The 24,874-nt window shown below is 59.4% G+C and carries 24 protein-coding genes; 17 read left to right on the top strand and 7 right to left on the bottom strand.

The window, feature by feature from the left end:
* Positions 1-171 precede the first annotated feature (171 nt).
* Positions 172-435 carry a DUF4404 family protein gene (locus E3Z29_RS21960; protein WP_041074003.1) on the bottom strand — a complete coding sequence of 88 codons (264 nt, stop codon included), beginning with the start codon at positions 433-435 and terminating at the stop codon, positions 172-174.
* 109 nt (positions 436-544) lie between these two features.
* A complete protein-coding gene (locus tag E3Z29_RS21955) occupies positions 545-1,165 on the bottom strand; it encodes an HAD family phosphatase (protein WP_134786946.1) in 621 nt (206 codons plus the stop codon).
* Positions 1,166-1,362: 197 nt separating this feature from the next.
* Here E3Z29_RS21955 and E3Z29_RS21950 point away from each other — a divergent pair, with 197 nt between their 5' ends.
* On the top strand, positions 1,363-2,052 hold the full coding sequence (locus tag E3Z29_RS21950) for a VacJ family lipoprotein (RefSeq protein ID WP_115989289.1): 690 nt from the start codon (positions 1,363-1,365) through the stop codon (positions 2,050-2,052).
* 52 nt (positions 2,053-2,104) lie between these two features.
* Here the strand turns inward: E3Z29_RS21950 and E3Z29_RS21945 are convergent, their stop codons facing one another.
* Positions 2,105-2,404 (bottom strand): PilZ domain-containing protein, encoded by a 300-nt coding sequence (locus tag E3Z29_RS21945; RefSeq protein WP_134786945.1) that lies wholly within the window; start codon positions 2,402-2,404, stop codon positions 2,105-2,107.
* 274 nt (positions 2,405-2,678) lie between these two features.
* Between E3Z29_RS21945 and rssB the strand changes: the two genes are divergently transcribed.
* Positions 2,679-3,863: a two-component system response regulator RssB gene (gene rssB, locus E3Z29_RS21940; protein ID WP_134786944.1), complete on the top strand. Its 1,185-nt coding sequence runs from the start codon at positions 2,679-2,681 to the stop codon at positions 3,861-3,863.
* Positions 3,860-4,342, top strand: a complete 483-nt coding sequence (rssC, locus tag E3Z29_RS21935; RefSeq protein WP_003226553.1) for an anti-sigma factor antagonist RssC — start codon at positions 3,860-3,862, stop codon at positions 4,340-4,342. The genes rssB and rssC overlap by 4 nt, the downstream gene beginning before the upstream one ends.
* 215 nt (positions 4,343-4,557) lie before the next feature.
* Here rssC and tal read toward each other — a convergent pair whose 3' ends face one another.
* Positions 4,558-5,484: a transaldolase gene (tal, locus tag E3Z29_RS21930; RefSeq protein ID WP_027611470.1), complete on the bottom strand. Its 927-nt coding sequence runs from the start codon at positions 5,482-5,484 to the stop codon at positions 4,558-4,560.
* A gap of 207 nt (positions 5,485-5,691) precedes the next feature.
* Positions 5,692-6,642, bottom strand: coding sequence for a glycosyl hydrolase family 5 (locus tag E3Z29_RS21925; protein ID WP_134786943.1), 951 nt, complete (start codon positions 6,640-6,642; stop codon positions 5,692-5,694).
* A gap of 291 nt (positions 6,643-6,933) precedes the next feature.
* Between E3Z29_RS21925 and E3Z29_RS21920 the strand changes: the two genes are divergently transcribed.
* From E3Z29_RS21920 to E3Z29_RS21885, 8 genes are all read left to right on the top strand, one after another.
* On the top strand, positions 6,934-7,374 hold the full coding sequence (locus tag E3Z29_RS21920; protein WP_007968224.1) for a low molecular weight protein-tyrosine-phosphatase: 441 nt from the start codon (positions 6,934-6,936) through the stop codon (positions 7,372-7,374).
* A 38-nt stretch (positions 7,375-7,412) separates the two neighbouring features.
* Positions 7,413-9,641: a polysaccharide biosynthesis tyrosine autokinase gene (locus E3Z29_RS21915; RefSeq protein ID WP_134786942.1), complete on the top strand. Its 2,229-nt coding sequence runs from the start codon at positions 7,413-7,415 to the stop codon at positions 9,639-9,641.
* A 39-nt stretch (positions 9,642-9,680) separates the two neighbouring features.
* The gene (locus E3Z29_RS21910) at positions 9,681-10,763 is read left to right on the top strand and encodes a glycosyltransferase (RefSeq protein ID WP_134786941.1); all 1,083 of its coding nucleotides are present in this window, start codon (positions 9,681-9,683) and stop codon (positions 10,761-10,763) included.
* A 15-nt stretch (positions 10,764-10,778) separates the two neighbouring features.
* On the top strand, positions 10,779-11,891 hold the full coding sequence (locus E3Z29_RS21905) for a polysaccharide pyruvyl transferase family protein (RefSeq protein ID WP_134786940.1): 1,113 nt from the start codon (positions 10,779-10,781) through the stop codon (positions 11,889-11,891).
* On the top strand, positions 11,888-13,117 hold the full coding sequence (locus E3Z29_RS21900; RefSeq protein ID WP_134786939.1) for a polysaccharide biosynthesis C-terminal domain-containing protein: 1,230 nt from the start codon (positions 11,888-11,890) through the stop codon (positions 13,115-13,117). The genes E3Z29_RS21905 and E3Z29_RS21900 overlap by 4 nt, the downstream gene beginning before the upstream one ends.
* Entirely contained in the window at positions 13,108-14,211 is a 1,104-nt protein-coding gene (locus E3Z29_RS21895; protein WP_134786938.1) for a hypothetical protein, read from the top strand. Before E3Z29_RS21900 ends, E3Z29_RS21895 begins: the two co-directional genes overlap by 10 nt.
* Positions 14,212-14,222: 11 nt before the next feature.
* Complete coding sequence (locus E3Z29_RS21890; protein WP_134786937.1) at positions 14,223-15,266, top strand: acyltransferase family protein; 1,044 nt, start codon at positions 14,223-14,225, stop codon at positions 15,264-15,266.
* Positions 15,267-15,376: 110 nt separating this feature from the next.
* A complete protein-coding gene (locus tag E3Z29_RS21885; RefSeq protein WP_134786936.1) occupies positions 15,377-16,504 on the top strand; it encodes a GDSL-type esterase/lipase family protein in 1,128 nt (375 codons plus the stop codon).
* 90 nt (positions 16,505-16,594) lie between these two features.
* On the opposite strand, the gene E3Z29_RS21880 is transcribed toward E3Z29_RS21885, so the two are convergent.
* Both E3Z29_RS21880 and galU read right to left on the bottom strand, forming a co-directional pair.
* Positions 16,595-16,999 (bottom strand): mannose-1-phosphate guanylyltransferase, encoded by a 405-nt coding sequence (locus E3Z29_RS21880; protein ID WP_134786935.1) that lies wholly within the window; start codon positions 16,997-16,999, stop codon positions 16,595-16,597.
* A 38-nt stretch (positions 17,000-17,037) separates the two neighbouring features.
* Positions 17,038-17,871 carry a UTP--glucose-1-phosphate uridylyltransferase GalU gene (galU, locus tag E3Z29_RS21875; RefSeq protein ID WP_090284675.1) on the bottom strand — a complete coding sequence of 278 codons (834 nt, stop codon included), beginning with the start codon at positions 17,869-17,871 and terminating at the stop codon, positions 17,038-17,040.
* A 389-nt stretch (positions 17,872-18,260) separates the two neighbouring features.
* Here galU and galE point away from each other — a divergent pair, with 389 nt between their 5' ends.
* The 6 genes from galE to E3Z29_RS21845 all read left to right on the top strand — a co-directional run bounded on the left by galE (position 18,261) and on the right by E3Z29_RS21845 (position 24,458).
* A complete protein-coding gene (gene galE / locus E3Z29_RS21870) occupies positions 18,261-19,277 on the top strand; it encodes a UDP-glucose 4-epimerase GalE (protein ID WP_134786934.1) in 1,017 nt (338 codons plus the stop codon).
* 231 nt (positions 19,278-19,508) lie between these two features.
* Complete coding sequence (locus tag E3Z29_RS21865) at positions 19,509-19,745, top strand: hypothetical protein (RefSeq protein ID WP_064588395.1); 237 nt, start codon at positions 19,509-19,511, stop codon at positions 19,743-19,745.
* 144 nt (positions 19,746-19,889) lie between these two features.
* A complete protein-coding gene (locus E3Z29_RS21860) occupies positions 19,890-20,951 on the top strand; it encodes a polysaccharide biosynthesis/export family protein (protein WP_096797780.1) in 1,062 nt (353 codons plus the stop codon).
* An 8-nt stretch (positions 20,952-20,959) separates the two neighbouring features.
* Positions 20,960-21,625 carry a YjbF family lipoprotein gene (locus E3Z29_RS21855; RefSeq protein WP_041074034.1) on the top strand — a complete coding sequence of 222 codons (666 nt, stop codon included), beginning with the start codon at positions 20,960-20,962 and terminating at the stop codon, positions 21,623-21,625.
* Positions 21,622-22,383, top strand: a complete 762-nt coding sequence (locus tag E3Z29_RS21850) for a capsule biosynthesis GfcC family protein (RefSeq protein WP_098964766.1) — start codon at positions 21,622-21,624, stop codon at positions 22,381-22,383. Before E3Z29_RS21855 ends, E3Z29_RS21850 begins: the two co-directional genes overlap by 4 nt.
* On the top strand, positions 22,380-24,458 hold the full coding sequence (locus E3Z29_RS21845; RefSeq protein ID WP_134786933.1) for a YjbH domain-containing protein: 2,079 nt from the start codon (positions 22,380-22,382) through the stop codon (positions 24,456-24,458). Before E3Z29_RS21850 ends, E3Z29_RS21845 begins: the two co-directional genes overlap by 4 nt.
* Positions 24,459-24,874: the final 416 nt, after the last annotated feature.

Raw genomic sequence — 24,874 nt, 5'->3', positions numbered from 1 at the left:
AATTGTGGGAGCGGGCTTGCTCGCGAAAGCGGTCTGTCAGTTGATGATGCATTGGCTGACAGACCGCTTTCGCGAGCAAGCCCGCTCCCACATTGGAATGTGTTTCAAATTGTGGAAATGAAAAAGCCCTGCCAGCGCTGGCAGGGCTTTTTGCATTTCAGGGGAGGGAAATCAGATCCCCATGCTACCCAACGCATTGACGATATTGCGCAGGGTGCCGGCAATGGCCGGGTGTTCGAGTTCAAAGCGGTCCACCGCCAGGTTCACGCCATCGGCGATGCTGGCATCCTGAGTGGCGCTCTCCAGTTTGATTTCAGTTTCGATCTGCGCCATCAGCGCATGCAGATCTTCACGTTCGGCTTCGGACAGCGGAGGATTCTGCTCCAGTTGCTCGCGCAGGGTGTCGAGTTGTTTTTGCAGTTCTTGGGCGGGCATGGTGGGGTTCCTTTTATCAAGAGGCACTGGCATTGACCGCAGCCGCGCGCCAAAGGTCTATGGCTGACCTTTAGATTAATCCACTCTGCGGCAACCTGCATGATCCCGGTCAGGGCTTTTCGCCCTTGAGGCGGCGCAGGTTGATGTCGGCCAGGCAGGTGTCGAGTTCGCCCAGATGATCGATCACCGAATGCACGCCCAGCCCGAACAACTGCAGGGTTGCCTTACCGCGTCGTTGGTCGCGTTCGTTCTGGCTCAGCGCTTGCCACTCGCTCGGCGACAGGCCGCACAGTGAGCCGCAGGACGCCAGGCCGATGGTCCACAGCCCGGCGTTGAGGCCCGCTTGCAGCAACCGGGGCTCGCCGCTCACCAGCACGCAGCCATCCAGGCAGCTGACGTTCAAACCCATCAGCGCCTGCCAGCAGGCGTTCGGTGCGGGCCATGGATTGATTGTTGCTGAATATTGCGTCGGTTTGATCCACGCCGGCAGAGAGGCCGCCAAGGGGTGCGCGAGGGCAGGGGGCAGCTCGTCGATCCACGCACAGGGAATCTGCTGGCGCTGCAGGCTGAGCAGGCTGTCGAGAGCGCCGGGTGTGGCGTCGGCGTGCTCGGGCAGTACGCTGGCGTGTTGATGGGCACGGGCGCCGAAATCCACCAGACAGCCACTGAGTCCGAACAGCACGGCGGTCAGGCCGGGCGCGGCGACAGGCAAGACTTCAGCATGGGTCATGGCAACGTCCCTGAAATAGGCATGAGGCTAGGCGACGCCGGTGACAGTTGGATGACAGGTGTGTGAAGGCGCTCCCTGGAAACGTCCGGCATTACTCTTCACGGGTGGACTGCCCAAAACGGCTTTTGCGCTTATACTAGCGCTCTTAACGCCTGGGCCCGGGTGCCCGCGCCAGTAAAAATCCAAGGAGTTTTTCTATGCGCTGGAGCAATCCTCTCGCTCAGCTATGTGTATGTGCCAGCGTCCTGCTGGTTCCGTTCGCCGCCAACGCTGCAACGGAAGAAGACCCTTGGGAAAGCGTCAACCGCCCGATCTTCCAGTTCAACGACTTCGTCGACACCTACGCGCTCAAGCCGCTGGCGCAGGGTTATGAGTTCGTGACGCCGCAGTTCCTCGAAGACGGCATCCACAACATGTTCCGCAACGTCGGTGACGTCACCAACCTGGCGAACAACATTCTGCAGGCCAAGCCGGCAGCAGCCGGTGTCGATACCGCGCGTATCATCTTCAACACCACCTTCGGCCTGCTGGGCTTCTTCGATGTCGGTACCAAAATGGGCCTGAATCGCAGTGACGAAGACTTCGGTCAGACCCTCGGTTACTGGGGCGTCAGCAGCGGCCCTTACGTGATGCTGCCGTTGCTCGGCCCGAGCACCCTGCGTGATGCACCGTCCAAGTACGTCGACAGCTACACCGGTCCGTACCGCTACATCAACGACGTGCCTGTCCGTAACTCGGTGTTCGGCCTGAACATCGTCGACACCCGCGCCAGCCTGCTGTCGAGCGAGAAGCTGATCAGCGGCGACAAATACACCTTCATCCGCAACGCCTACCTGCAGAACCGCGAGTTCAAGGTCAAGGATGGTCAGGTCGAAGACGATTTCTGATTTCGACCGATGACAGGAAGGCGGCCCGCGAGGCCGCCTTTTTTGTGTGCGCTTATTTCATCTGCAGAATGGTCAGGCCGAGCTTCTGTCCATCGCCGTCCTGAGCCTTGACCCAGACCACTTCGGTCTCCGCTTCCAGCCCGCTCAGCGCCGCATGATCGGAATCGATGCGCACGCTCAAACGGTCACCGACCGCGAACTGGCGCGGTGCTTCGACCTGCATGCCGCTGCTGGAGAGGTCGATGCACACGCCGGCGATCTCATCACCTTCATGAATCAACACCACATCGGCATCGACCCGCATGCGTATGAAATCGCGCTTTTCGCTGTAGTCCCGACCGGTTTGACTCATGGCTTCGACCTTCCATTGGGTTACGGTTTGAGCTGTTCTTATAACTCTCGGTGATTTGACAAGTAAAGTCGTCAAGCGACCATCGGCGCATGCTTGAAACGCCCCGCGGATGGGAGTACCGTCTGCGCCTTAGAAGGGCACCTCTGGTGCAATCGCGTTCCGGCTCAATGCTCGAAAGCGGTGCAGCAGAGAGGCTAGAAAGCGAATCCAGTAGTCTGAGCCGGGCCGATGCCCCGCCTGCTACGCCAACCTAATTCTGGCGCCGTTTGCCCACATGCCAAAAACCAGTGCCACGCTGCTGATAATCGATGATGACGAAGTAGTGCGCGCGAGCCTCGCGGCCTATTTGGAAGACAGTGGTTTCAGCGTCCTGCAGGCCAGCAACGGCCAACAGGGTCTTCAGGTATTCGAGCAAGACAAGCCCGACTTGGTCATCTGCGATCTGCGCATGCCGCAGATGGGTGGTCTCGAACTTATCCGTCAGGTCACCGAGCGCTCACCGCAAACGCCGATGATCGTCGTTTCGGGTGCCGGCGTGATGAACGACGCGGTCGAGGCGCTGCGCCTGGGTGCGGCGGACTACCTGATCAAGCCTCTCGAAGACCTGGCCGTGCTCGAGCATTCGGTGCGTCGCGCGCTGGATCGTGCGCGCCTGCTGCTGGAGAACCAGCGCTACCGCGAGAAGCTGGAGAAGGCCAACCGCGAGCTCGAAGCCAGCCTGAACCTGCTCCAGGAAGACCAGAACGCCGGTCGTCAGGTGCAGATGAACATGCTGCCGGAAAGCCCGTGGCGCATCGACGAGTTCCAGTTTGCCCACCAGATCATCCCGTCGCTGTACCTGTCGGGTGATTTTGTCGACTACTTCCGTGTCGACGAGCGTCGGGTGGCGTTCTACCTGGCCGACGTATCGGGCCATGGCGCCTCGTCAGCGTTCGTCACGGTGCTGCTGAAGTTCATGACCACGCGCCTGCTGTTCGAGTCCAAGCGCAACGGCACGTTGCCGGAATTCAAGCCTTCGGAAGTCCTTGGTCATATCAACCGGGGGCTGATCAGTTGTAAGCTGGGCAAACACGTCACAATGGTCGGTGGAGTCATCGACGAGGAGACCGGTTTGTTGACCTATAGCATCGGCGGCCATCTGCCGTTGCCTGTGTTGTACACGCCTGACAGTGTTCGTTACCTCGAAGGCCGCGGTTTGCCGGTGGGCCTGTTCAATGAGGCCGCCTACGAAGATCACGTGCTTGAGCTGCCTCCGACGTTCAGCCTGACGCTGATGTCCGACGGCATTCTGGATCTGTTGCCAGAACCGACGCTCAAGGAAAAAGAAGCCGCTTTGCCCCAACGGGTGAAGTCGGCGGGCGGCAGCCTGGATGGTCTGCGGCAAGTGTTTGGATTGGCCACGCTAGGGGAGATGCCGGATGATATCGCCCTGTTGGTGTTGAGCAGGAACCTTCAATGAGTACCGGTAGAATCCAGTTCGCCGAGCAGGACGGCACCTTCGTCCTGAAGTTCGTCGGTGAAGTTCGCCTGACCCTGTGTTCGGCGTTGGATGCGACTATTGAGAAAATCTTCACCGCGTTGAATTTCAACGCGATCGTGATCGATTTGACCGAAACCCGCAGCATCGACAGCACCACCCTCGGCCTGCTGGCCAAACTGTCGATCCTGTCGCGGCAAAAGGTCGGCCTGCTGCCGACCGTCGTCACCACCCACGAAGACATCACCCGGCTGCTGCAGTCGATGGGCTTCGAGCAGGTGTTCAACATCGTCAACCACCCGGTGCCGTGCCCCGAGTGCTTGGATGACCTGCCGGATCAGGACCAGTCCGAAGAAGTGGTGCGGATCAAGGTGCTCGAAGCGCACAAGATCCTCATGGGCCTGAACGACTCCAACCGTGAAGCCTTCCATGACCTGGTGAATGCCCTCGAACGGCATTGATGGCCTGAAATGTGGGTAGGGCCTGCTGGCCCCTATCGCGAGCAGGCTCACTCCTACAGGGTTTTTCATTCGACGCATAATCTTGAGTAATCCACAGATCCACTGTAGGAGTGAGCCTGCTCGCGATAGCTCTCGCCAAAACACTAATAATCCAGCAGGCACAAAAAAGGGCGAACCCAACCGGGTTCGCCCTTTTTGCATTTCAGCGACTCAGATCACAGCTTGGCCTGCAGCAGCGCCTCAAGCTTCTCCTGGTCACGGGCAAACTGACGGATGCCCTCAGCCAGTTTCTCGGTGGCCATCGCGTCTTCGTTGGACAACCAGCGGAATTGCGCTTCGTTGAGGCTCAGGCGCGCTTCGCCGGCGTGGCCCGGGGCGAGTTTGCGCTCCAGTTTGCCAGTGTCTGCCGCGAGCTTGTCGATCAGGTCCGGGCTGATGGTCAGGCGATCGCAGCCGGCCAGTTGCTCGATCTGGCTCAGGTTGCGGAAGCTGGCACCCATGACCACGGTCTTGTAGTCATTGGCCTTGTAGTAATTGTAGATGCGGGTGACCGACTGCACGCCCGGATCATCGGCGCCGGTGTAGTCGTTGCCGTTAGCCTTCTTGTACCAGTCGTAGATGCGGCCCACGAACGGCGAGATCAGGAACACCCCGGCGTCAGCGCAAGCGGCAGCCTGAGCGAAGGAGAACAGCAGGGTCAGGTTGGTCTGGATGCCTTCCTTCTCGAGGATCTCGGCAGCGCGGATGCCTTCCCAGGTCGAAGCGATCTTGATCAGCACGCGGTCGCGGCCGATGCCGGCCTTGTCGTACAGCTCGATCAGGCGATGCGCACGCTTGAGCACGGCGTCCTGGTCGAACGACAGGCGCGCATCCACTTCGGTAGAAATGCGGCCCGGAATCACTTTGAGGATTTCCTGGCCGACGGCGACGCCGAAACGGTCGCTGGCCAGGCCCACGTCGCCCTTGCAGTCGCTGACGCAGGCGTTCAGCAGCTCGGCGTAGGCGGGGATGGCGGCTGCCTTGAGCAGCAGGGAAGGGTTGGTGGTGGCGTCGACCGGCTTGACCCGAGCGATCGCTTCGAAGTCGCCGGTGTCGGCAACTACGGTGGTCATCTGTTTGAGTTGTTCCAGCTTGGAAGTCATGGGTGTGCTCTGTCCTGTGGGTTTGACGACATTACCCGAGCGTTGACAGCCACTCAAGGGCATCAAGGCGCAACGGGTTCCCCGGGGGCAACAACCTGAGAACGGCTGTTTGAACGGTGGGGCGCGGTATCGATGAATACGATGCCAAAATCGGCCGCAGGTTCAAAGCAACTGACGGCCAGCGCCCCTTGAGCACATTGATGGAGGTTATTGCTGGCTCAGCTGGGTTTTGACCGCAGTTTCTGCCGGTTTCGGCTGGCCATCGGACGTCAACAGACCGAAATTCTTCTCGCGGTCATTGCTGCCGGTGTCGCTGTTTTTCCACTCGTAAATCGAGGTCAGGGCAATGTTGCGGGTTTTGATATCGGCCACGAATGCACTGATTTTACTGGCTTGGCCTTCAGTTCCGCCGTTGGAGGGAAGCGCCGAGATGCCCCATTCGCTGATCACCCCCGGCAGATGGAAGTTCTGCTGGATAAACGCCTGGGCGTTGCTGATCTGCGTGCCGCTCATGCCGTAGGGATGGTAGGAGACCGCGTTGAGGCATTTGGGGTATTCGCTGACGATTCGGTTGAGTGCCACGGTGGACGCCGAGCCGGCAGTCGGCGGCCGGGCGAAGCCAAAACCGATCACCGGGACAGTCTGGGGTTTGTCTTGCAGGGTCTTGCACGCTGCGCTCATGAACGGCACGAACGTCGTGTCGAAATTGCCGGTCGGCCAGTAAGTGCCGAGGTCCGGCTCATTCCATAGCTCGATCGCCACCAGTTGTGAGCCATAGGTCGCTGCCAGGCTGGTCAGCGCGTTGGCATACGCGACCCCCGCGTTCGCCAGATCATTGGCCGGTAACGGCTTGGTCGCGCGCAGGGTCATCAGCACCGGAAGACCAGCAGCGCGGGCCACGGCGAAGGCATCGCTGATCTGCTTCTGGTAGGCCGCGCTGGGCAGGCTGTCAGTCCATACGCCAAAACGCACGAAACTGAAGCCGGTGGCTTTGACGCGCTCGGCGTCGGCAGCGGAAAAGGTCTGGACTTTGACCTGAACCCCGATGGTTTTATTGGCGGGCAATGCCGGGAACAGTTCATTGGCCTGGCTCTGGCCGGTTGCCGCCAGCAGTAACAGGGTCAGGGCGCTCAGGGGTTTGAGATGGGCTGATTTCATGTCGGTTCTCCGGGTGAGAAGTGACAACGGCGAAAAGGTATCTCGAGATAACTGTTTCGAAACTGACAATGGCACTAAGTGCGCCAATGTTATTTTTTGTCAGGAAAACCAGACCTGAAAATCACAGTTATTTTTAGTCCGTTAATTGTGTTTTGGCGGCTTTTGACCCTGTGGTACTTAATACGCTGGTACTAACAGGGCGAATCTATTTCTGAGTGCAGGATGATCTAGTGGGTTCATTAAGATCCGCTCTAGATGTTGGCAGAATGATATTACACAGGAATGTAAACCTTGTTCAAAAAGATCCTCGTCGTGTGCGTTGGCAATATTTGCCGAAGTCCGACAGCAGAACTTCTGCTGCGTAACGCGCTGACCCCCTCAACCATTTCGGTGACGTCCGCAGGTCTCTCTGCGCGGGTCGGCGAAGGCATGGAAGCCTCGGCGCGCCAGGTGCTGGAAGACCACGGGCACAGCGCCGAGGGTTTCCGGGCCCGGCAATTGACCGCCGATATCGTCAATGAATCAGACCTGATTCTGGTCATGGAAAAACAACATGTGAATCAGGTGCTGAAGATTGCCTCGCACGCCCGAGGCAAAGTATTTCTTCTCGGCAAGTGGCAGAGCGAACGAGAAATACAGGATCCGTATCGTCAAGGTAAGGCCGCTTTTATTCATGCCCATGCATTGATTGAAGATGCTGTTAGCTCGTGGGCGCAGCGCCTCGGACATTGATGAATATTCTTCAGATCAGTGAATGGTAAGAAAGACTTATGCAGTTACCGTCAGTAATCGCCAACCGTGATAACGATCAAGACAGTATTGATCTTCTCGGCATATTCGGCAGTTTGATCGACCAGAAATGGTTGATCGGTGCATTCACCGGTGCATTCATGGCCGCTGGCGTTGCCTACGCGGTATTGGCGACGCCGGTGTACCTGGCGAACGCACTGGTTCAGGTCGAACCGAAAAAGAACGATATGCTCGGTTTTTCCGACCTCAGCAGCATGCTCGGCGGGCAATCGCCGTCGGTGACCGAAATCGGCATCATCAAATCCCGTGCGGTGATCGGCAAAACCGTCGACGACCTGCGCCTGGATATCGACGTCACCCCCAACACCTTCCCGGTGGTCGGCGGTTTTCTCGCCCGGCGTTATCGCGGCGAAACCGAGTTCAGCGTGGCGCCGCCGCGTTTTGGCTTCAACAGCTACGCCTGGGGCGGCGAGCGTCTGGAGTTCACTCGGCTCAATCTGCCCAAAGAGTTGTTGGGCAAGAAGCTCACCCTGGTGGCTGGCGAACAACAGCACTTTCAGTTGCTCGATGACAACGACAACCTGTTGGTCGAGGGCGTCGCCGGCGAAGCCTTCGCCCAGGACGGCGTCGAGGGTTTGATCGACCGCCTGCAAGCCAACCCGGGTACTCGCTTTGAAGTGGTGCGCAATCCACGGATCGTGACCATTCAGGGTTACCAGGATGCGCTGGATATCTCCGAGCAAGGTAAAGAGTCGGGGATTATCCGTTTGGCGCTGGCCAGCGCCGATGCGGCCGAGGCGGTGAAGATCCTCAACAAGATCGCCGCGCTCTACGTCGATCAGAACGTGCGCCGCACCTCGGCGGAAGCGGCGCAGAGCCTGGCGTTCCTGCAAAGCCAGTTGCCGCAGGTCAAGCGTGATCTGGCCAAGGCCAGCGATGCGCTCAACGCGTATCAGACCCACGGCAAGACCGTGAATATTTCCCTGGAAACGCAATCGGTGCTTGGTCAGTCCGTGGCGCTGGAAACGCGGATTTCCGAGCTGAAAATGCAGCAGGCGGAAATGGATCGCAAGTTCACCAAACAGCATCCGGCGTATCGCGCCTTGATGTCGCAGATCGGTGAGTTGACCCAGCAGCAGAAGTCGCTGGAAGGCAAGGTCGGTGATCTGCCGGCCACGCAGCAGGAGCTGCTCAACCTGACCCGGGATGTGGAAGTGGCTTCGCAGATCTACACGCAGTTGCTGAACAAGTCCCAGGAACTGGACATCGTCCGCGCCGGGGCGGTGGGCAACGTGCGTTTGATCGACCCGGCGGATGTTGACCTGAGCAGCCCGGTCAAACCGAAAAAAGCCCTGATCGTGCTGATCGCAACGTTCCTCGGCGCCTTTCTCGGCGTAGCCCTGGTGCTGTTGCGCAAATCGTTGAGCAAGGGTCTGGAAGGGCCGGAAGCCATCGAACAGCTCGGGCTGCCGGTGTACGCGTCGATTCCCTACAGCGCCTTGCAGCGTGACGAGGACACGAAAAAAGGCCGAGCCAAAATCACCGCCGAGACGCCGGCCTATCTGCTGGCCCTGCGCAACCCGACCGACCTGTCCATCGAGTCGATCCGCAGCCTGCGCACCTGCCTGCATTTCGCCGCGCTGGATTCGACCAACAACCGCATCATGATCTCCGGCCCCAGCCCGCAGGTCGGCAAGACCTTCGTCTCCTCCAACCTCGCCGCGGTCATGGCGCAAAGCGGTCAGCGCGTGCTGCTGATCGACGCTGATATGCGCAAGGGCCACCTGCACAAGACGCTGAATGTGCCGATCGCCAATGGCCTGTCGGACCTGCTGGTCAAGCGCTGCAGCATCGAGCAGGCGATCAACACGGTGGAAATCGACAACCTGCACTTCATCAGCCGTGGTCAGGTTCCACCGAATCCTTCCGAGTTGTTGATGCACGCCAACTTCCGCGATTTGCTCGCCGAGCTGAGTCAGCGCTACGACGTGGTGATCATCGATACGCCGCCACTGCTCGCGGTTACCGACGCGGCGATTGTCGGGCGTGAAGCCGGGATCAGCCTGATCGTCACGCGGTTTGCGGTAAACCCGGCCAAGGAAATTGAAGCGACCATTCGCCGCTTCGCGCAGAACGGCATCGAGCTCAAGGGCGCGGTGTTCAACGGCGTCGAGAAGCGCGCTGCCAGCTACTACGGCAATGGCAGCTATGGCTATTACAACTACGAATACGCGTCGGACAAATCCTGAAATCAGGGGCGTTCCAACAGGCATGAAAGTGGGTGGGTTGTGAAGAAAATACTGCACGTGGCTGAAACGATAAAAGGTGGGGTCGCCACCGTTATCCGCACCATCTCGGCGTCGCCCGAAGGCCAGGATTCGAATTACGAGCTGGTCTATCTGGTGCCGCTCGACCAGAAACAAGAGCTGCACGGCATTGATGCACAGCAGATTCGCACGTTCAAACGCAGCGGGCGTGATGTGCGTTCGCTGCTGCGTTTTGCCTGGCAACTGACCCGGGTGATGCTCAAGGAAAAACCCGATGTGGTGCATTTGCACAGCACCTTTTCCGGGGTGATCGGCCGCGTGGTCTGTGTGCTTCTGCGACCGTGGCGCAAGCCGAAAATCGTCTACTGCCCGCACGCCTTTTCGTTCCTGATGGAAAGCTCGCCGACCAAGCAGAAGATCTACGCATGGATCGAGCGGGTCCTGCAGCGGGTCACCGACGTGATCATCTGCGTCAGCCGCTACGAGATGGACAAGGCTGCGCGGTTCGGCATTCAGCGCTCGCGCATGAAGCTGATCTACAACGGCATCCACCAGCGCGACGAGGCGCCGAAGGCCGAGAGCCCCGCGCCGATTCATCTGCTGTTCGTCGGTCGTCTCGATTACCAGAAAGGTTTCGACGTGCTGCTCAAGGCCTTCGCCAAGGTGCAGCGAAGTGATCTGAAACTGACGGTGGTCGGCAGTGCGGTCAACGAGGACACGGTCGAGTGCCCCGAGATGGACGCGGTCGAGTACCTGCCGTGGGTCACGCCGGCCGAAGTGCAGGCGCTGTATCAACAGGCCGACGCGCTGATCGTTCCGAGCCGCTGGGAAGGTTTTGCCATGGTGCCGCTGGAAGGCATGGCCATGGGCTTGCCGGTGATCGCCAGCAACTGCACGTCACTGCCCGAACTGGTCACCCATGAAGTGTCCGGCTACGTCTTTCCCACCGGTGATCATCAGGCGCTGGCCGACGTGCTGGCGCGAATCCAGAAGCCGCGGTTGCTCGACCTCGGCAGCGAAGGCCGGAACATCGTGCGCGAGCGCTTCAGTGCCGCGCTGATGATCCGCCAGACCTACGACGTGTATTGCGCTCCCACTTATTAAGTAGAACTCAAGCTTATGAACGTAACGATTTTGCATGGCTACAGTGCCTCCAACTCCGGTGACGGCCTGCTCGTCGATCTGGCCATCGCGTTGGTGCAGCGCAACTTTGGCGAAGACACCGCGATCAATGTCGTGGCGTCCGATCCGCAGTCTTTCGCCTACCTGCCGCACCCGCGTTTCGACGCGCCGGTGATGGCGGCCAAGGGCCTGGGGCGGGTCAAGCAGGCGGTGTTCCTCAATCAGTCGTATGCCGGGCTGGCGGATCTGCTGCGCAAGACTGATCTGATCGTCGGCGTCGGTGGCGGCTACATGCGCTCCAAAAGCGCCTTCGAACACATCAAGCTCAAACTCGGCCACGCCAAGCAACTGGAAACGGCGATCCTCAGCAAGGTGCCGTCGGTGTACCTGCCGCAAAGCATCGGCCCGTTCCATGGCGAGAGCCGCAAGATCGTCGATCACTACGCCAGCGCTGACGCGGTGTTCGTGCGCGATAACCGCTCCTCGGCAATGTTCGATGCCTGCGAAAACGTCTATCGTGCGCCGGATCTGGCAGTGCAGTCACTGGCCAGCAAGATCCTTCAGCAACCGAAGTTCACCCGCTGCGCCGCATCGCCGGCCACCGTGTGCGTGGTGCTGCGCAAGCCGCCGGAGTGGAGCAAGGAAAAGAAGGTCGCCTACGTCGCCAACCTGAAGCTGCTGCTGCAGCGCCTGAAGAACAAAAGCAAAGTGGTCTGCGCGGTGCAGAGCGCCGTTCGCGGCAACGATGACGGTGCGTTCTATCGCGAACTGGGCATCACCGAGGACCTGCTGTCGTTGAAGGCGACGATTGCCAAATATCAGCCGGACCTGGTGATCTCGGTGCGTCTGCACGGCGCCATCGAGTCGCTGCTGTCCGGTGTCCCGGCGTACCACATCAGCTATGAGCGCAAAGGCTTTGGCGCCTATCAGGACATGGGCGTGGAAGACTGGGTGATCAATGGCGGCGACATCAATGTCGACCAGATCATCGACACCGTGTATGCGCCGAATGCCCTGTCGAACTTCGGCAAGCGCCTGACCGATACCTGCCGCGAAATCGAAGCCAAGACGGTGATGATGGACGAGATCATCAAAGGCGTCGTTCGATGATATTTCGCTTGCTGCTGCGCGGCGGAGCCTTGGGCGCGAAGTTTCTGCTGGTGTTGGCCATCACCCATTACCTGGGCTACGAAGCGCTGGGGTTTTATGGCGTGGTGGTCGCCGCGTCGCTGATCGCTTCGAAGTTCTACAGCGTCGGTTTCAGTTCCGAGATCAATCGGTTGATCAGCGTTGGTGGCAGCTCGCGGCGAGTGGTCGACAAAGTCCTGTTGCTGTACCTGGCGGTGGGGCTGCTGCTGTCGCTAGTCACGGTGGGGATTTACTCGCTGTTTCAGCAGGTCGAGGCGAGCACCGCGCTGATCCTCTGCGTGACGCTGGTGCTGCTCACCGAACACCTGTCGTTCGAGATCAACTCGTTCGTGTTTTCTGCGCAGAAAGCCACCGCGGGCGCGCTGCTGTTCTTCATCAAGACCGGTCTCTGGGCGCTGCTGGCGGTGGGCGGGATGATGCTCGACTGGGTCTCCGGCATCGCCAGTGTGCTGTGGCTGTGGGTGGCCGCCAATGTGTTGGTGATCGCCGCCGGTTACCTGATCGTGGTGAACGTGCACAAGGGCCGGGTCAGCGAAGCACTGACTACCGCGACCGTGTGGAAGGCCGGGTTGCCGTTCTACTTCGGTACGGGGTTGATCGCGCTGAGTCAGTACGCCGAGCGCTTTCTGATTGCCGATCTCGAACCCTACGCCAGCCTCGGTAAATACGTGTATGCGTGGTCGGCGGCGAACACTTTGCAGGCGCTGTCTTACGCGGTAGTGGCGGTGGTCGGCATTCCGGTGCTGGCCAAGCGGTTTCAGGCGGATCAGCAGTCATTTACGGTCAAGCAATTGTTCGTCAACAAATGGGTGATGCGCTCGTTAGTGGTGTCGGCGGCGGTGGCGGTGCTGATCTATCTGTTCTTCAACGTGGTGCTCGATTACGTCGCCACCAGTGTGCCGCGTCCGGATAACGCGATCCTCGGCGTGCTGATCTTTTCCTTTGCCCTGCGGGCCATCGGCGACATCGTCTGGGGCGGTCTGATCGCCTCGAAAAACAGTCGAGTGTCATTCGCCAGCGCGGCAATCTGCCTGCTGGTGTCGGTGCCGGTCAGCTACCTGCTGATCAAGCACTATTCGATTTATGGCGCGGCGTGGGGCAATGTCTTCGCGATCATCGTGCAGCTTGGCGTGATTGCCGTGTTGACCCGGGCGACCCGCGTAAAAGGGGCGCTGGCATGGGGTTGAAGTTGCCGTGCATCGAGTTTCGCGGCCGCAAACTCGATTCTTCGCTGTCGTTCCTGATTCTGTTCACCGGGCTGTTTCTGTCGGTGGCGATGCCGCTGCTGATCCCGCGCGATCCGGGGCCGGATGCGATGACGTTGTGGTCGTCCTATGCGCGGGCCGACAACTGCAATTTCTGGAATCCGTTCTCGCCGGATCGCTCCTCCTACGAGTGTTCGGCGTTCCTGCTGCGGCCCACCGGGATCAATCTCACCAACGCCTGGGCCTACGGGATGTTCTGCAATTTCTTCCTCACGGCGATTCCGGTAGTGGTGTTCCGGCGCATGCCGCTGGCGATCTTCGGCACCCTGTGCCTGTGGGGAATTGTGCGTTCGTTCTTTCTGGAAAACCTGACCAAGGAAATCATCGTTTCGGTGGCGGTGCTGAGCATCTTGTTCAGCTCGCTGACGCGCAAATACCGCGGCGGATTTTTTCTGTCGGCGGTGATCTACGGCGTGCTGATCCGGCCTTACTGGATTCTGTTTTCGTTGTCGTGGGTCGGCGTCTGCGTGATGAAGAAGTATGTGTCGCGCTTCACCTTCTTCCTGATGCTGTTCCTGTTTTACCTGGCGGTGGCCATGGCGATTCAGCTGGCGTTGGGGTTTCCGGTGTCGTCGATTCGCGCCAGCAACAACGAGTTGCGCACGGCCGGGGAGGAGGGTTCGAAATCGTTGATCGTCTCGTGGCTCAGCGGCAGTGACTTCGTCTCGCAGGCGCTGGACTCGATGATCATCTTCTTCCGGCTGTCGTTCCCGGTAGAGCTGATTCTGTTGTCCGGGCCGGGCCAGGTGATCTTTGTGGCGCTGATGATCATGACCGCGCTGCTGCTGTTCAAAGTCATCACCTCCACCGACTACAAAGGCGCACCGATCGAAACCAAACCCAAGGAACTGATCGCGATTCCGCTGGCGTTTTTGCTGGTGCAAGGTTTGTTCGAGCCGGACTTCGGCTCCTTCGCCCGGCACTTTTCCATGGTGGTGCCGGTGCTGTTTGTTGGCCTCGGCTTGATGTTGCGCGCGAACAAGCCGGTGCGGGTTGAATCACGAGTTCTGAATTGAGGCAGGTGTTTATGTCGAGCAAGAAAAAATCGCTGGAGATCGAAACCCTGCGGGGTCTGGCGTGCCTGCTGCTGGTGCTCTATCACGTCATTGGCCCGTTGGGCGGAGGCCTGAAGATCGATATCGGCTCGCCGTTCCGGGTGATTGCCGACTCGATGGTGTACGTGCGCATGCCGCTGTTCACCTTCATTTCCGGCTACATCTATTCGATCTACAAAATTCGCGGCAATGACTTTTCCGCGTTCTTCAGCGGCAAGGTACGACGGCTGATCGTGCCGCTGTTTTGCGTCGGTGTGCCGTTTTCGGTGTTGCAGGCGGTGGGTCCCGGGGTGAACAAGGATGTCGGCGTGATCGATGCCTTGTTGTCGTTCTGGGTACCGGTCAATCACTTCTGGTTCCTGCAGGCGGTGTTCATCATTTTCATGTTCGTCGGGCTGCTGGAATGGCGCGGGATGCTGCGCTCGATGACGCGCTTGTATCTGCTGTTCGCCTTCGCTGCGGCGGTGTTTCTGTTGCCGCCGTTCAAGCTCGATGCGTTCGGCATCAATGGCGCGATTTACCTGCTGCCGTTCTTTGTGGCGGGGATGATCGGCCAGGAAAATGTCGAGGCGTTGAAGCAGCGGTTCAAGGTGGTCGGGCCGCTGGTGTTTGTGTTGATTTCGTTGACGCTGCTGTACGTGGCGGCGATTGACCGTGAGTTGATCGTCGACCGCCGCAGCCTGATCGGTCTGACCGTGGGGTGTGTGTCCTGCATTGCTTTGCTGTCGAGTGACATGCGCTCGAAGTGGCTGACCTGGCTGGGCGGCTACTCTTACGCGATCTTTCTGTTCCATGTGCTGTTCGCGGCGACTTCGCGGTTTGTCATGGGGCGGCTGGGGGTGAAAGACGAAAGCATTCTGGTGCTCAGCGGACTGCTGTTTGGTCTGTTGGGGCCGGTGGTGCTGTCGATGATTTTCAGCCGCTTCAATGTCACTTCGGTGCTGTTTCTCGGGGAGCGTGCGGCGAAGAAGAAGCCAGCGGTTGGCGTTACTCCGGTGGTGCCGGCCAATAGCTGAAAAGCTTCGCGAGCAAGCCCGCTCCCACAGGGATTGTGTGAGTTGCCGAGATCCAATGTGGGAGCGGGCTTGCTCGCGAAGGGGCCATTCCAGACTGAAGGAAATAATGCATGTTGGCAGTAAATGACGCTCAGCCCGTCGCGGCGTCGGTGGTGGAAGTAGGCGATGCCCGCGAGCGCTTTGCGCAGTGGCGCGAAGGCAAGGCCGGGAAGGTCTTGTCGGTCTCGGTGATCGGCGACAGCTACAGCGCCGGGCAGGATTTCTACCTGAACAAACTGGTGCAGCGCGTGGCCGGCGAAGTGGGTTTTGCCGGCCCCGGTTACGTCGGTTTCAACCACGGCGCCGCGCTGGGGGGCACGCATTTCAAATACACCCGCAGCAGCGAAAAATACTTCGGTGGTGGCTGGCAAGTGTCCGGCCTCGGCCAAGCCAGCCCCGACAGCCGCACGGTGACCGGCAAGCCCGGTGCCTGGCTGCAAATCGATGCCAGCCCGACACCGGCCATCGACACCCAAGTCAGCCAGGCGAAATTGCTCTATCTGGGCAACGGCGAAGCCAGTGAGCTGCGCTACCGCTGGACGCCCTCGGAAGACTGGCAACCGTTGACGCTCAAGGGTGCGGGCGTACAGGAAGTACCGCTTGCAGCTCTCTCTTCAGCGCCAGACTGGTCATTCAAACTGGAAGTGGTGAAGGGCGCACCGACCTTGTTTGGCTTGTGGATGAGCAACGAACAGAACGGCGTGCGGGTTTCGAAACTGGCAGCTTCGGGCGCGGCCTCCGTGGATTTCTATCACCAGAACCCGCAATGGCAGGTGCAGTGGAAAGCCGCCGTGTCGAAGATCCCCGCCGACGTTTACCTGATCATGCTCGGCGGCAACGATCAGGGCTTCGGGGTCAAACCCGAACAATACCTGCACAACGTTCAGGGCCTGGTGGCGATGATCCGCGAGATCCAACCGGCGGCGAGCATCAACCTGATCATGCGTCAGGACACCACGCGTTCCAGCGCCTATCCGATGTCGGCGTATGCACAGGTCTTGCAGCCGTGGGCGCACGAGCAGCAGCTGGGGTTTGCCAATCTGCAATGCGCGTTCGGCCCTGACGTCAAACGCTATGCGGCGGCGATGATCGGCCCGGACAAGATTCATCCGCAGCCGGCCACGGGCGGGAAAGTGATTGCCGATTACTTCTATCGCTGGATCGTCAGTGGCATCAACGCGGACAGTTGCGACTTGTAGGAGCTGCGGCACGCTGCGATCTTTTGATCTTGCTCTTGAAAACAAAATCAAAAGATCGCAGCGTGCCGCAGCTCCTACAGGAAAGTGTTTTTATTTGAAGTTATCTATCTGGCTAAGGAGCTCAGCCGTTTTCTGCGGCATCAGTTGCGTGGCACACCGCGTCTCGACATTGATGATGATCGCCGGCTCGTTGCAGCACAGGCGTACGCGGAAGCGCCAGTCGCTGAAGATCACCTTCAGGCCATCACGATCGTCCATTTCCAGCGCCTGCTCGGCATACAGTTGTTTCAGATGGGCGAGCAGGGGATAGGGATCCGCCAGCGTGCGGCGAATGTCGCCGGACGAGGGAAACATGCCGATGCGTTCCACCAGCAAAATACTGCCCAGCCATGACTCGTTGGCGCTGGGCAACGGCTGATGGTGTGACAGCCAGCTGACCACCCCGAGGTTGCCCACCTCCCGTTCAATCTCTGCTGCATGCTGTGCCATGTTCATGGGTTGCCTCCTGAAAAGAGAAGTGGGCGGGGACCGTCTCAGCGGCCCTTGAGGTAGACGTTCTCGTAGCAGAAGTTGGTTGCCTGCAGGTAACCCTCGGCGTCGCCGCAGTCAAAGCGCAGGCCCTTGAACTTGTAAGCCAGCACGCAACCGTTCTGCGCCTGTTTCATCAGGGCGTCGGTGATCTGGATCTCGCCGCCCTTGCCCGGTTGGGTGTCGGCGATCAGGTCGAAGATGTCCGGCGTCAGTATGTAGCGGCCGATGATCGCCAGGTTCGACGGCGCGTCCTGCGGCGCCGGTTTTTCCACCATGTTATTGACCCGGTAGATGCCCTCGGAAATCAGCTCGCCGGCGATCACCCCGTATTTGTGGGTCTGGTCGGCCGGGACTTCCTGGATGGCGACGATCGAGCAGCGGAATTTCTTGTACAGCTGGATCATCTGCGACAGCACGCCGTCACCTTCCAGGTTCAGGCACAGGTCATCGGCCAGCACCACGGCAAAGGGTTCATCGCCGATCAACGGGCGGCCGCTGAGAATCGCGTGACCGAGGCCCTTCATTTCCACCTGACGGGTATAGGAAAAGGTGCAGGTGTCGATCAGCTCGCGGGTGCCAGCGAGGAATTTCTCTTTCTCGGTGCCGCGGATCTGGTGTTCGAGTTCGTAGCTGATATCGAAATGGTCTTCCAGCGCACGCTTGCCCCGACCGGTGACGATGGCCATGTGTTGCAGGCCGGCGTCCCGTGCTTCTTCAACGGCGTATTCGATCAACGGCTTGTTGACGATCGGCAGCATCTCTTTCGGCATGGCTTTGGTCGCTGGCAAGAAACGCGTGCCATAACCGGCAGCGGGGAACAAACATTTACGAATCATAAAAGTATCCTGGACAGTCATGGAACACAGGCAACGGATGCGCGCACTTATCAAGGCGCACAAATTTCAATGATTATTGAACGAGTACTTTAATACCTGAGTCAGGTTGTTAATGGCAATTAGCGCAGAGGGTAAAACATGACAATGTTATGAGATGTCGGTAATAACGTTATTAGTTATTTTTAGTCGGTATCTGTTGATAGTGATGAGTGTACTTGGGGTGCTAATAAGTACCGGGCAATACAGTTTGACCTGCAAAAATATTTATTGCCAGTGGTTGAACTAATTTTGTTTAAGGCTGTTGTCGTCCTTATTTGTGTGGTGCGCCACAGATTCAATGAAAGGGACTTGACAGGCTACTTGTCACTTATCCAATGACGGACCGCGCTATGAAGATTCTGGTAACGGGTGGCGCCGGCTATATCGGCTCGCACACCACACTTGCGCTGCTTGAAGCAGGTTATGAAGTTGTTGTACTGGATAATCTTTGCAACAGCAGCGATGCGGCATTGCACGCGATAGAAGGTATCTGCGGCAAAAGCGCGTTGATGATTCGCGGCGATGTCTGCGACCGGGCGTTGCTCGACCGGATTTTCCGCGAGCATGCGATCGACGCCGTGCTGCATTTTGCCGGGCTCAAAGCCGTCGGCGAGAGCGTGCGCAAGCCGCTGGATTACTACGAGAACAACGTCGGCGGCAGCATCACCTTGTGTCAGTCGATGGCCGCAGCGGGGGTGTTCCGGCTGGTGTTCAGTTCGTCGGCCACGGTGTACGGCGAGCCTGAGCAGATGCCGATCCGCGAGGATTTCCCCACCGGCATTCCGACCAATCCTTACGGTCAATCCAAGCTGATCGTCGAGAACGTGCTGCGCGACCTGAGTCAGGCCGAGCCGCGCTGGAGCATCGCCTTGCTGCGTTACTTCAACCCGATCGGCGCGCATCACAGCGGGCATATGGGCGAAGACCCCAGCGGCATCCCCAACAACCTGCTGCCTTACATCAGCCAGGTCGCGGTCGGCAGCCTGCAGGAACTGTCGATTTTCGGCGACGATTACCCGACGATCGATGGCACCGGGGTTCGCGATTACATCCACGTCGTCGACCTCGCCGATGGCCATCTCAAAGCCTTGCAATCGATTGCCGACCGCCCGGGCATTCACACCTGGAACCTCGGCACCGGTGACGGCTACAGCGTGATGCAAGTACTGCACGCCTTCGAACAAGCCAGTGGACGTCCGGTGCCGTACCGGGTGATGCCACGGCGCAGCGGGGACATTGCCGAGAGCTGGGCCGACGCGTCCAAGGCTGCCAAAGAGCTCGGCTGGAAAGCCAAGCGCAGTTTGCAGGACATGGTCACCGATACCTGGCGCTGGCAATCGAATCATCCGCGCGGTTATCTCGAATGATGTCGTTCTAATACTGAATGTTAGTTTCGGTCAGCTGTTAGATATCGTCGGGAAAATACGCTGGAAATGCCTTTTGCAAGTCCGTAGATATAAACCTGCCGTTCGACTTTTATCAGTTGGGTAAGACTGTGAAAGAACGACGGATCTTGTTCGCGCTTTTCGCGGACTTGAACGCTACCACCGCTAACAAAGACCGGTTTTTAACAGGTCGAATGTTAGAAAGGAGTTGATATGAAAAAAGTGATGGCGATTGCCCTGTTGACGATGTTCAGCAACTGGGCGTCCGCTGCTGAAGCGCCGCTAACTGCGGTGACCAATGTATCTGGCAGCGTTGCGGCTTCTACAGCGCCTGCTGCCAGTACTGCAATGGTTGCCAGTGCAGTCGCAGCGTCCAACAGCGGCGGAAGTGCCAACGGCGGTACCACTGGCACCACCGGTACTACCGGCACCACCGGCACGCACAACTAACAGGAACATTTGTTAGTGCAGTACAGGGTCGCCCGACGCAAGTCGGGTGACTTTATTTTTAGATTCGCCCTTGAATAGCGTAGTGCCATTATGACTCGTAGTTTTTCTCTTTTGCTGTTGGCAAGTATCGCTTTGCAAGGTTGCATGTTTTCCCCCGGCCAATACCTGAGCACTGGCGACATCACGCGCCAGGGCGCCAGCGAAAGCAGTCGGGTCGAGCTGATTCCGATCACGCCCAAGCTGATCTCGATGACCCGTGCCACGCAGAAGCGTGAGACGGTACCGTCGGAACTGTTGGCAACGCCTGCGGAATACCGCATCGGCAGCAACGATGTGCTGTACATCACGGTCTGGGATCACCCGGAGCTGACCGCGCCATCGGGGGCACAACAGCAGATCGACGCCAACGGTCGACTGGTGCGCTCCGATGGCACGCTGTACTACCCGTTCATCAAGGAAGTGCAGGCGGCCGGCAAGACTATTCAACAGCTGCGCTCGGACATCGAAACCCGGCTGTCGGCGTTCATCGCCGAGCCGCAAGTGGATGTCGCGGTGCTGCGTTTCGCCAGTCAGAAAGTGGTGGTTTCCGGTGCCGTGGCCAAGGCCGGGCCACAACCGATTTCCACCAACCCGCTGAGCGTGGTCGAAGCCCTCGGTACGGCCGGCATCGACACCAACAATGCTGATTTGTCTGGCTTGTTGCTGACGCGCAATGGCCGGGTGTATCCGCTCAATCTCGACTCGCTCAACCAGCAGGATTCCGAGTTGCAGCACGTCTTCCTCAAGGGCGGCGATCAGCTGTACCTGCCGTACAACGACAACAAGCGCATCTACGTCATGGGCGAAGTCAATCAGCCCCGTGCGCTGAGTTTCAAGACTGCGACGATGAACCTCTCCGACGTGCTCGGTTCAGTCGGCGGCTTGAGCCAGACCACCTCCAACGGTAACGCGGTGTACGTGATTCGCGGGGTGGAAAACCTCGATGTCGAGCCGGCGAAGATCTATCAACTGGAAGCCCAGTCGCCGACCGCCATGGCACTCGCTTCGCACTTTGAAGTGCGCCCCCAGGATGTGGTTTACGTCGGCCCGGCCAACGTCACGCGCTGGAACCGCTTCATCAGTCAACTGGTGCCGTCGGCATCGATTGTCGGGACCGGGGCTTCCGCTGCGAAGAACTGGAGCGAATTCAGTAACAACAGCAAATAAGGCCGACCGTGAAAACCTTGAAAGTTGGCGTCTGCCTGATGGCGGCCTTGATGTTGTGTGGCTGTAACCCGCTGATGACCGCCTCGGTGCGCAACCTCAAGTCGGCGGTGATCGGGCCGGACGAGCTGGACGTGAGCGCGGCCCAGGTGGCCGAGGTCAAGTATCCGCAAGTCAAACTGACCACGCCGTCCGGCTCCGGGGTGCTGGCGCTGGTGCGCGAGCGTGAAGACCTGCAGTTCTGGGTCGCCTCCGGCAAACAGGTGTTGCTGCTGCGTGATGGCCTCGCCGTGCGCACCATCGGCCTCGGCGTCGAGGGCGACCTGGACGGCACGCGGCTGGCCGATAACGCGCCGTTCAAACGCGGCCTGCATCAAGTCGCCGATGGTTTCACCAGTCAGCGCTGGATCGACCTGTACAAGGGCCAGGAAGTCGGCTTGATCGTCAACAGCCGGTTCTCCCGTCGATCCACGCAAACTCTGCAAATTCTCGACAAGGAATACACCGTGCTGCGTGTCGACGAACGTATCGACGTCCCGGCGATCGGCCTGCGCGCGACCAACCATTACTGGGTCGATCCGCTGGACGGATTCATCCTGCAGAGCGAGCAGCAACTGACCGCGCAAATGCGCGTGCGCATCGTGCAACTGACCCCTGATCGCAGGCATCTGCCATGAAGCGCTTGCGGAGGTTATCGGCGGGTTTGCTGTTGCTCAGCGGCATCAGTCAGGCAGCGGTCACCGTCAGCGGCGATGTCGCCAACCCAGGGCCGGTGGAGTTGCCGCCGGGCGGGCGCTTGCTCGACGTGATCAGCGTGGCCGTACCGAATGCCGAAGGTTACTGGCTGGCCGGCGTGTTGCTGCGCCAGTCGTTGCTGGAACAGCAGGCGCGGCTCAAGGCCGGGGTGTTGTTTGATCTGGATGTGTTGCAGCGCATGGCTTCGTTGTTTGACCGCCCGAGCCGCGCGGCGCTGGCGCTGCGCCTGGCTCAGCAGGTGCGGCAAATGCCGGTCACCGGGCGTCAGGTGGCGGACCTCGATCCGGTCGCGGTGGAAGTCGGTTTCGCGCGCAACATTCGACTCGATGATGGCGATCAGCTGATCTACCCGAAACGGGTCGACGAGGTGCAAGTGCTGGGCGCGGTTGCCGAGACCTGCCACCTGCCTTATCAGCCGCTGCTGGAGGCGCGTGAGTACCTGGAAAGCTGTACGCCGCTGGACGATGCCGAGGCCGATTACCTGTGGCTGATCCAGCCCAATGGTGCGGTGCGGCGCGTGGGTATCGCGCACTGGAATCGCGAGAGCGGGCAGTTCCCCGTGGCCGGCAGCAAGATTCTGGTGCCGGTGAAAAACGATGATCTGGATCCGCCTGTTCCTGAACTGAATCAGCAGTTGGCCGAATTGATTGCCACGCAGCTGGCTGAGGTGGTTCGTTGAAGTTACGTTTTGCAGCTGTGTTGTTATTGCCGTGCGGTCTGGTGCATGCCGAGCCGCGTATTACCCAAAATGATTTCGGCGGCACCGGTCTGTTGCAGACCCCGACCGCGCGCATGGCCCCGGCCGGAGAGCTGAGCGTCAACGCCAACCGCACCGAGCCTTACAGCCGCTACAGCGTGTCGTTGCAGCCACTGGACTGGCTCGAAGGTTCGTTCCGCTACACCGCGATCACCAACCGGCCGTACGGGCCGGAGTCGATGAGCGGCAGCCAGAGCTATAAGGACAAGGCGGTCGATGCCAAAGTCCGGCTGTGGCAGGAAACTCATTGGGCCCCCGATGTCGCTCTGGGCTTCCGAGACATTGGCGGTACCGGCTTGTTCGCCAGCGAATATTTCGTCGCCAACAAGCGCTTTGATAATTTCGATTTCAGCGCCGGCATTGCCTGGGGTTATCTCGGTAATCGCGGCGACCTCGACAACCCGCTGGGCTACCTCGACGATCGCTTCAAGACCCGTCCGGCCCTGGAAGGCACCGGTGACGTCAACGCCGGTTCGTACTTTCGCGGCAAGCCTTCGTTCTTTGGTGGTGTGAGCTATCAGACACCGTGGGACCGACTCAGCCTGAAACTCGAATACGAAGGCAACGACTACAAGCACGAGCCGAAGGACAACGTGATCAAGCAAGACTCGCCGATCAACTTCGGCGCGGTGTTCAAGGTGGCCGATTCGGTGGACGTCAGCGCGGCGTGGGAGCGGGGCAACACGGCGATGTTCGGCATCACCTTCCACACCAATTTCGTCAGCCGCAAGGCGCCGGCCAAGACCTACGACCCGACGCCGGAACCGCTACCGGCGAAGATGCCGATTACGCCGATGGAACAGGTCAACTGGGCCGACGTGTCGCAACGCCTGCAGCAGAATGCCGGGTACAAGGTCGAGCGCATCAGTCAGCGTGATTCCGAGCTGATCGTCTACGGCGAGCAGCAGCGCTACTTCCATTCGTCGAAGGCTGTCGGCCGCGCGAGCCGGATTCTCGACAACAGTGTGAACGACGACATCAACTGGTTCACCGTGGTCAACAAGCGTTACGACCTGCCGCTGGAAGAGACCAGTGTGCCGCGTCAGACCTTCCGCGAAGTGATCAACAACGAGGAATCGCTGGAGTCGTTGCACCGCACCACCGAGATCAACCCGGCAATGCCGCACAACGAGAAAACCCTCTACAGCGAAGCGCCGCAGCACTTCAATTATGGCGTTGGACTGGGCTTCAAGCAGAACGTTGGCGGCCCGGATGGTTTGCTCTATCAATTCAGTGCCGACGCGGACGCCGAGTACCGCTTCAACCGCAACACCTGGTGGAACGGTCTGCTCAGTGCCAACCTGGTGAACAACTTCGACAAGTTCACCTACGATGCGCCGAGCGGCCTGCCGCGGGTGCGTACCGATTTGCGTCAGTACCTGACCACCTCGGAAGTGACCATGCCGTTGTTCCAGGTCAGCCATGCCGAGCAGTTGGACAAGGACCTGTATGGCATGGTCTACGGCGGCTATCTGGAGTCGATGTTTGCCGGTGTCGGCGGTGAGGTGCTGTTCCGGCCGACCGGTGAGCGCTGGTCGGTGGGAGCGGATCTGAACTACGTGCGTCAGCGCGAGTTCGACCAGGGTTTTGGCCTGCGCGACTACTCGGTCTGGACGGGGCACATCACCGGTTACACCGATTTGCCGTATGACACGTTGGCAGCAGTCAGCGTCGGTCGTTATCTGGCCGGCGACTGGGGCGGTACGCTGGACATCTCCCGCGAGTTTTTCAATGGTGTGCGTTTCGGTGCCTGGGCGACGATTACTACTGCTGGCAGCGCCGAGTACGGGGAGGGTAGCTTCGACAAGGGCATCTACCTGTCGATCCCGTTCGACGAAATGATGAGCATGTCGACCATGCGCCGTGCCAACCTGGTCTGGGCCCCCCTGACCCGTGACGGCGGCGCCAGGCTTAATCGCAGCTTCCAGTTGCACTCGATGACCGATAGCCGCGAGGGCGACATGTTCTACCGCAACTTCTCGAAGATTACCGAGTAAACCCGAGAACCCCCTTGAGACCTGTGGGAGCGGGCTTGCCCGCGAAGGCGTTGGCACATTCAACATCTGTGCTGCCTGACCCACCGCTATCGCTTGCAGGCAAGCTCCCACAGTGATTTTGTGGTATGCCCGATTTGAGTGAACGCCGCCGGACCCTGTGGGAGCGGGCTTGCCCGCGAAGGCGTCGGCACATTCAACATCTGTGCTGCCTGACCCACCGCTTTCGCGTGCAAGCCACGCTCCCACAGTGGAACGGGGTGAAGCGCATATCCCGATCCATACCGAGATCCCGTGTGGGAGCGGGCTTGCCCGCGAAGACGTCGGCACTGCCACCCTCGCAACCGCCTGACCCACCATCAAATCCCGCCCACAAAAAAGGGGACTTTCGTCCCCTTGCGGTATCGCCTGGCTTGTCA

The organism is Pseudomonas sp. S150, assembly GCF_004526365.1.
Lineage (GTDB): Bacteria > Pseudomonadota > Gammaproteobacteria > Pseudomonadales > Pseudomonadaceae > Aquipseudomonas > Aquipseudomonas putida_A.
This window is presented reverse-complemented; position numbering and strand designations above follow the sequence as displayed.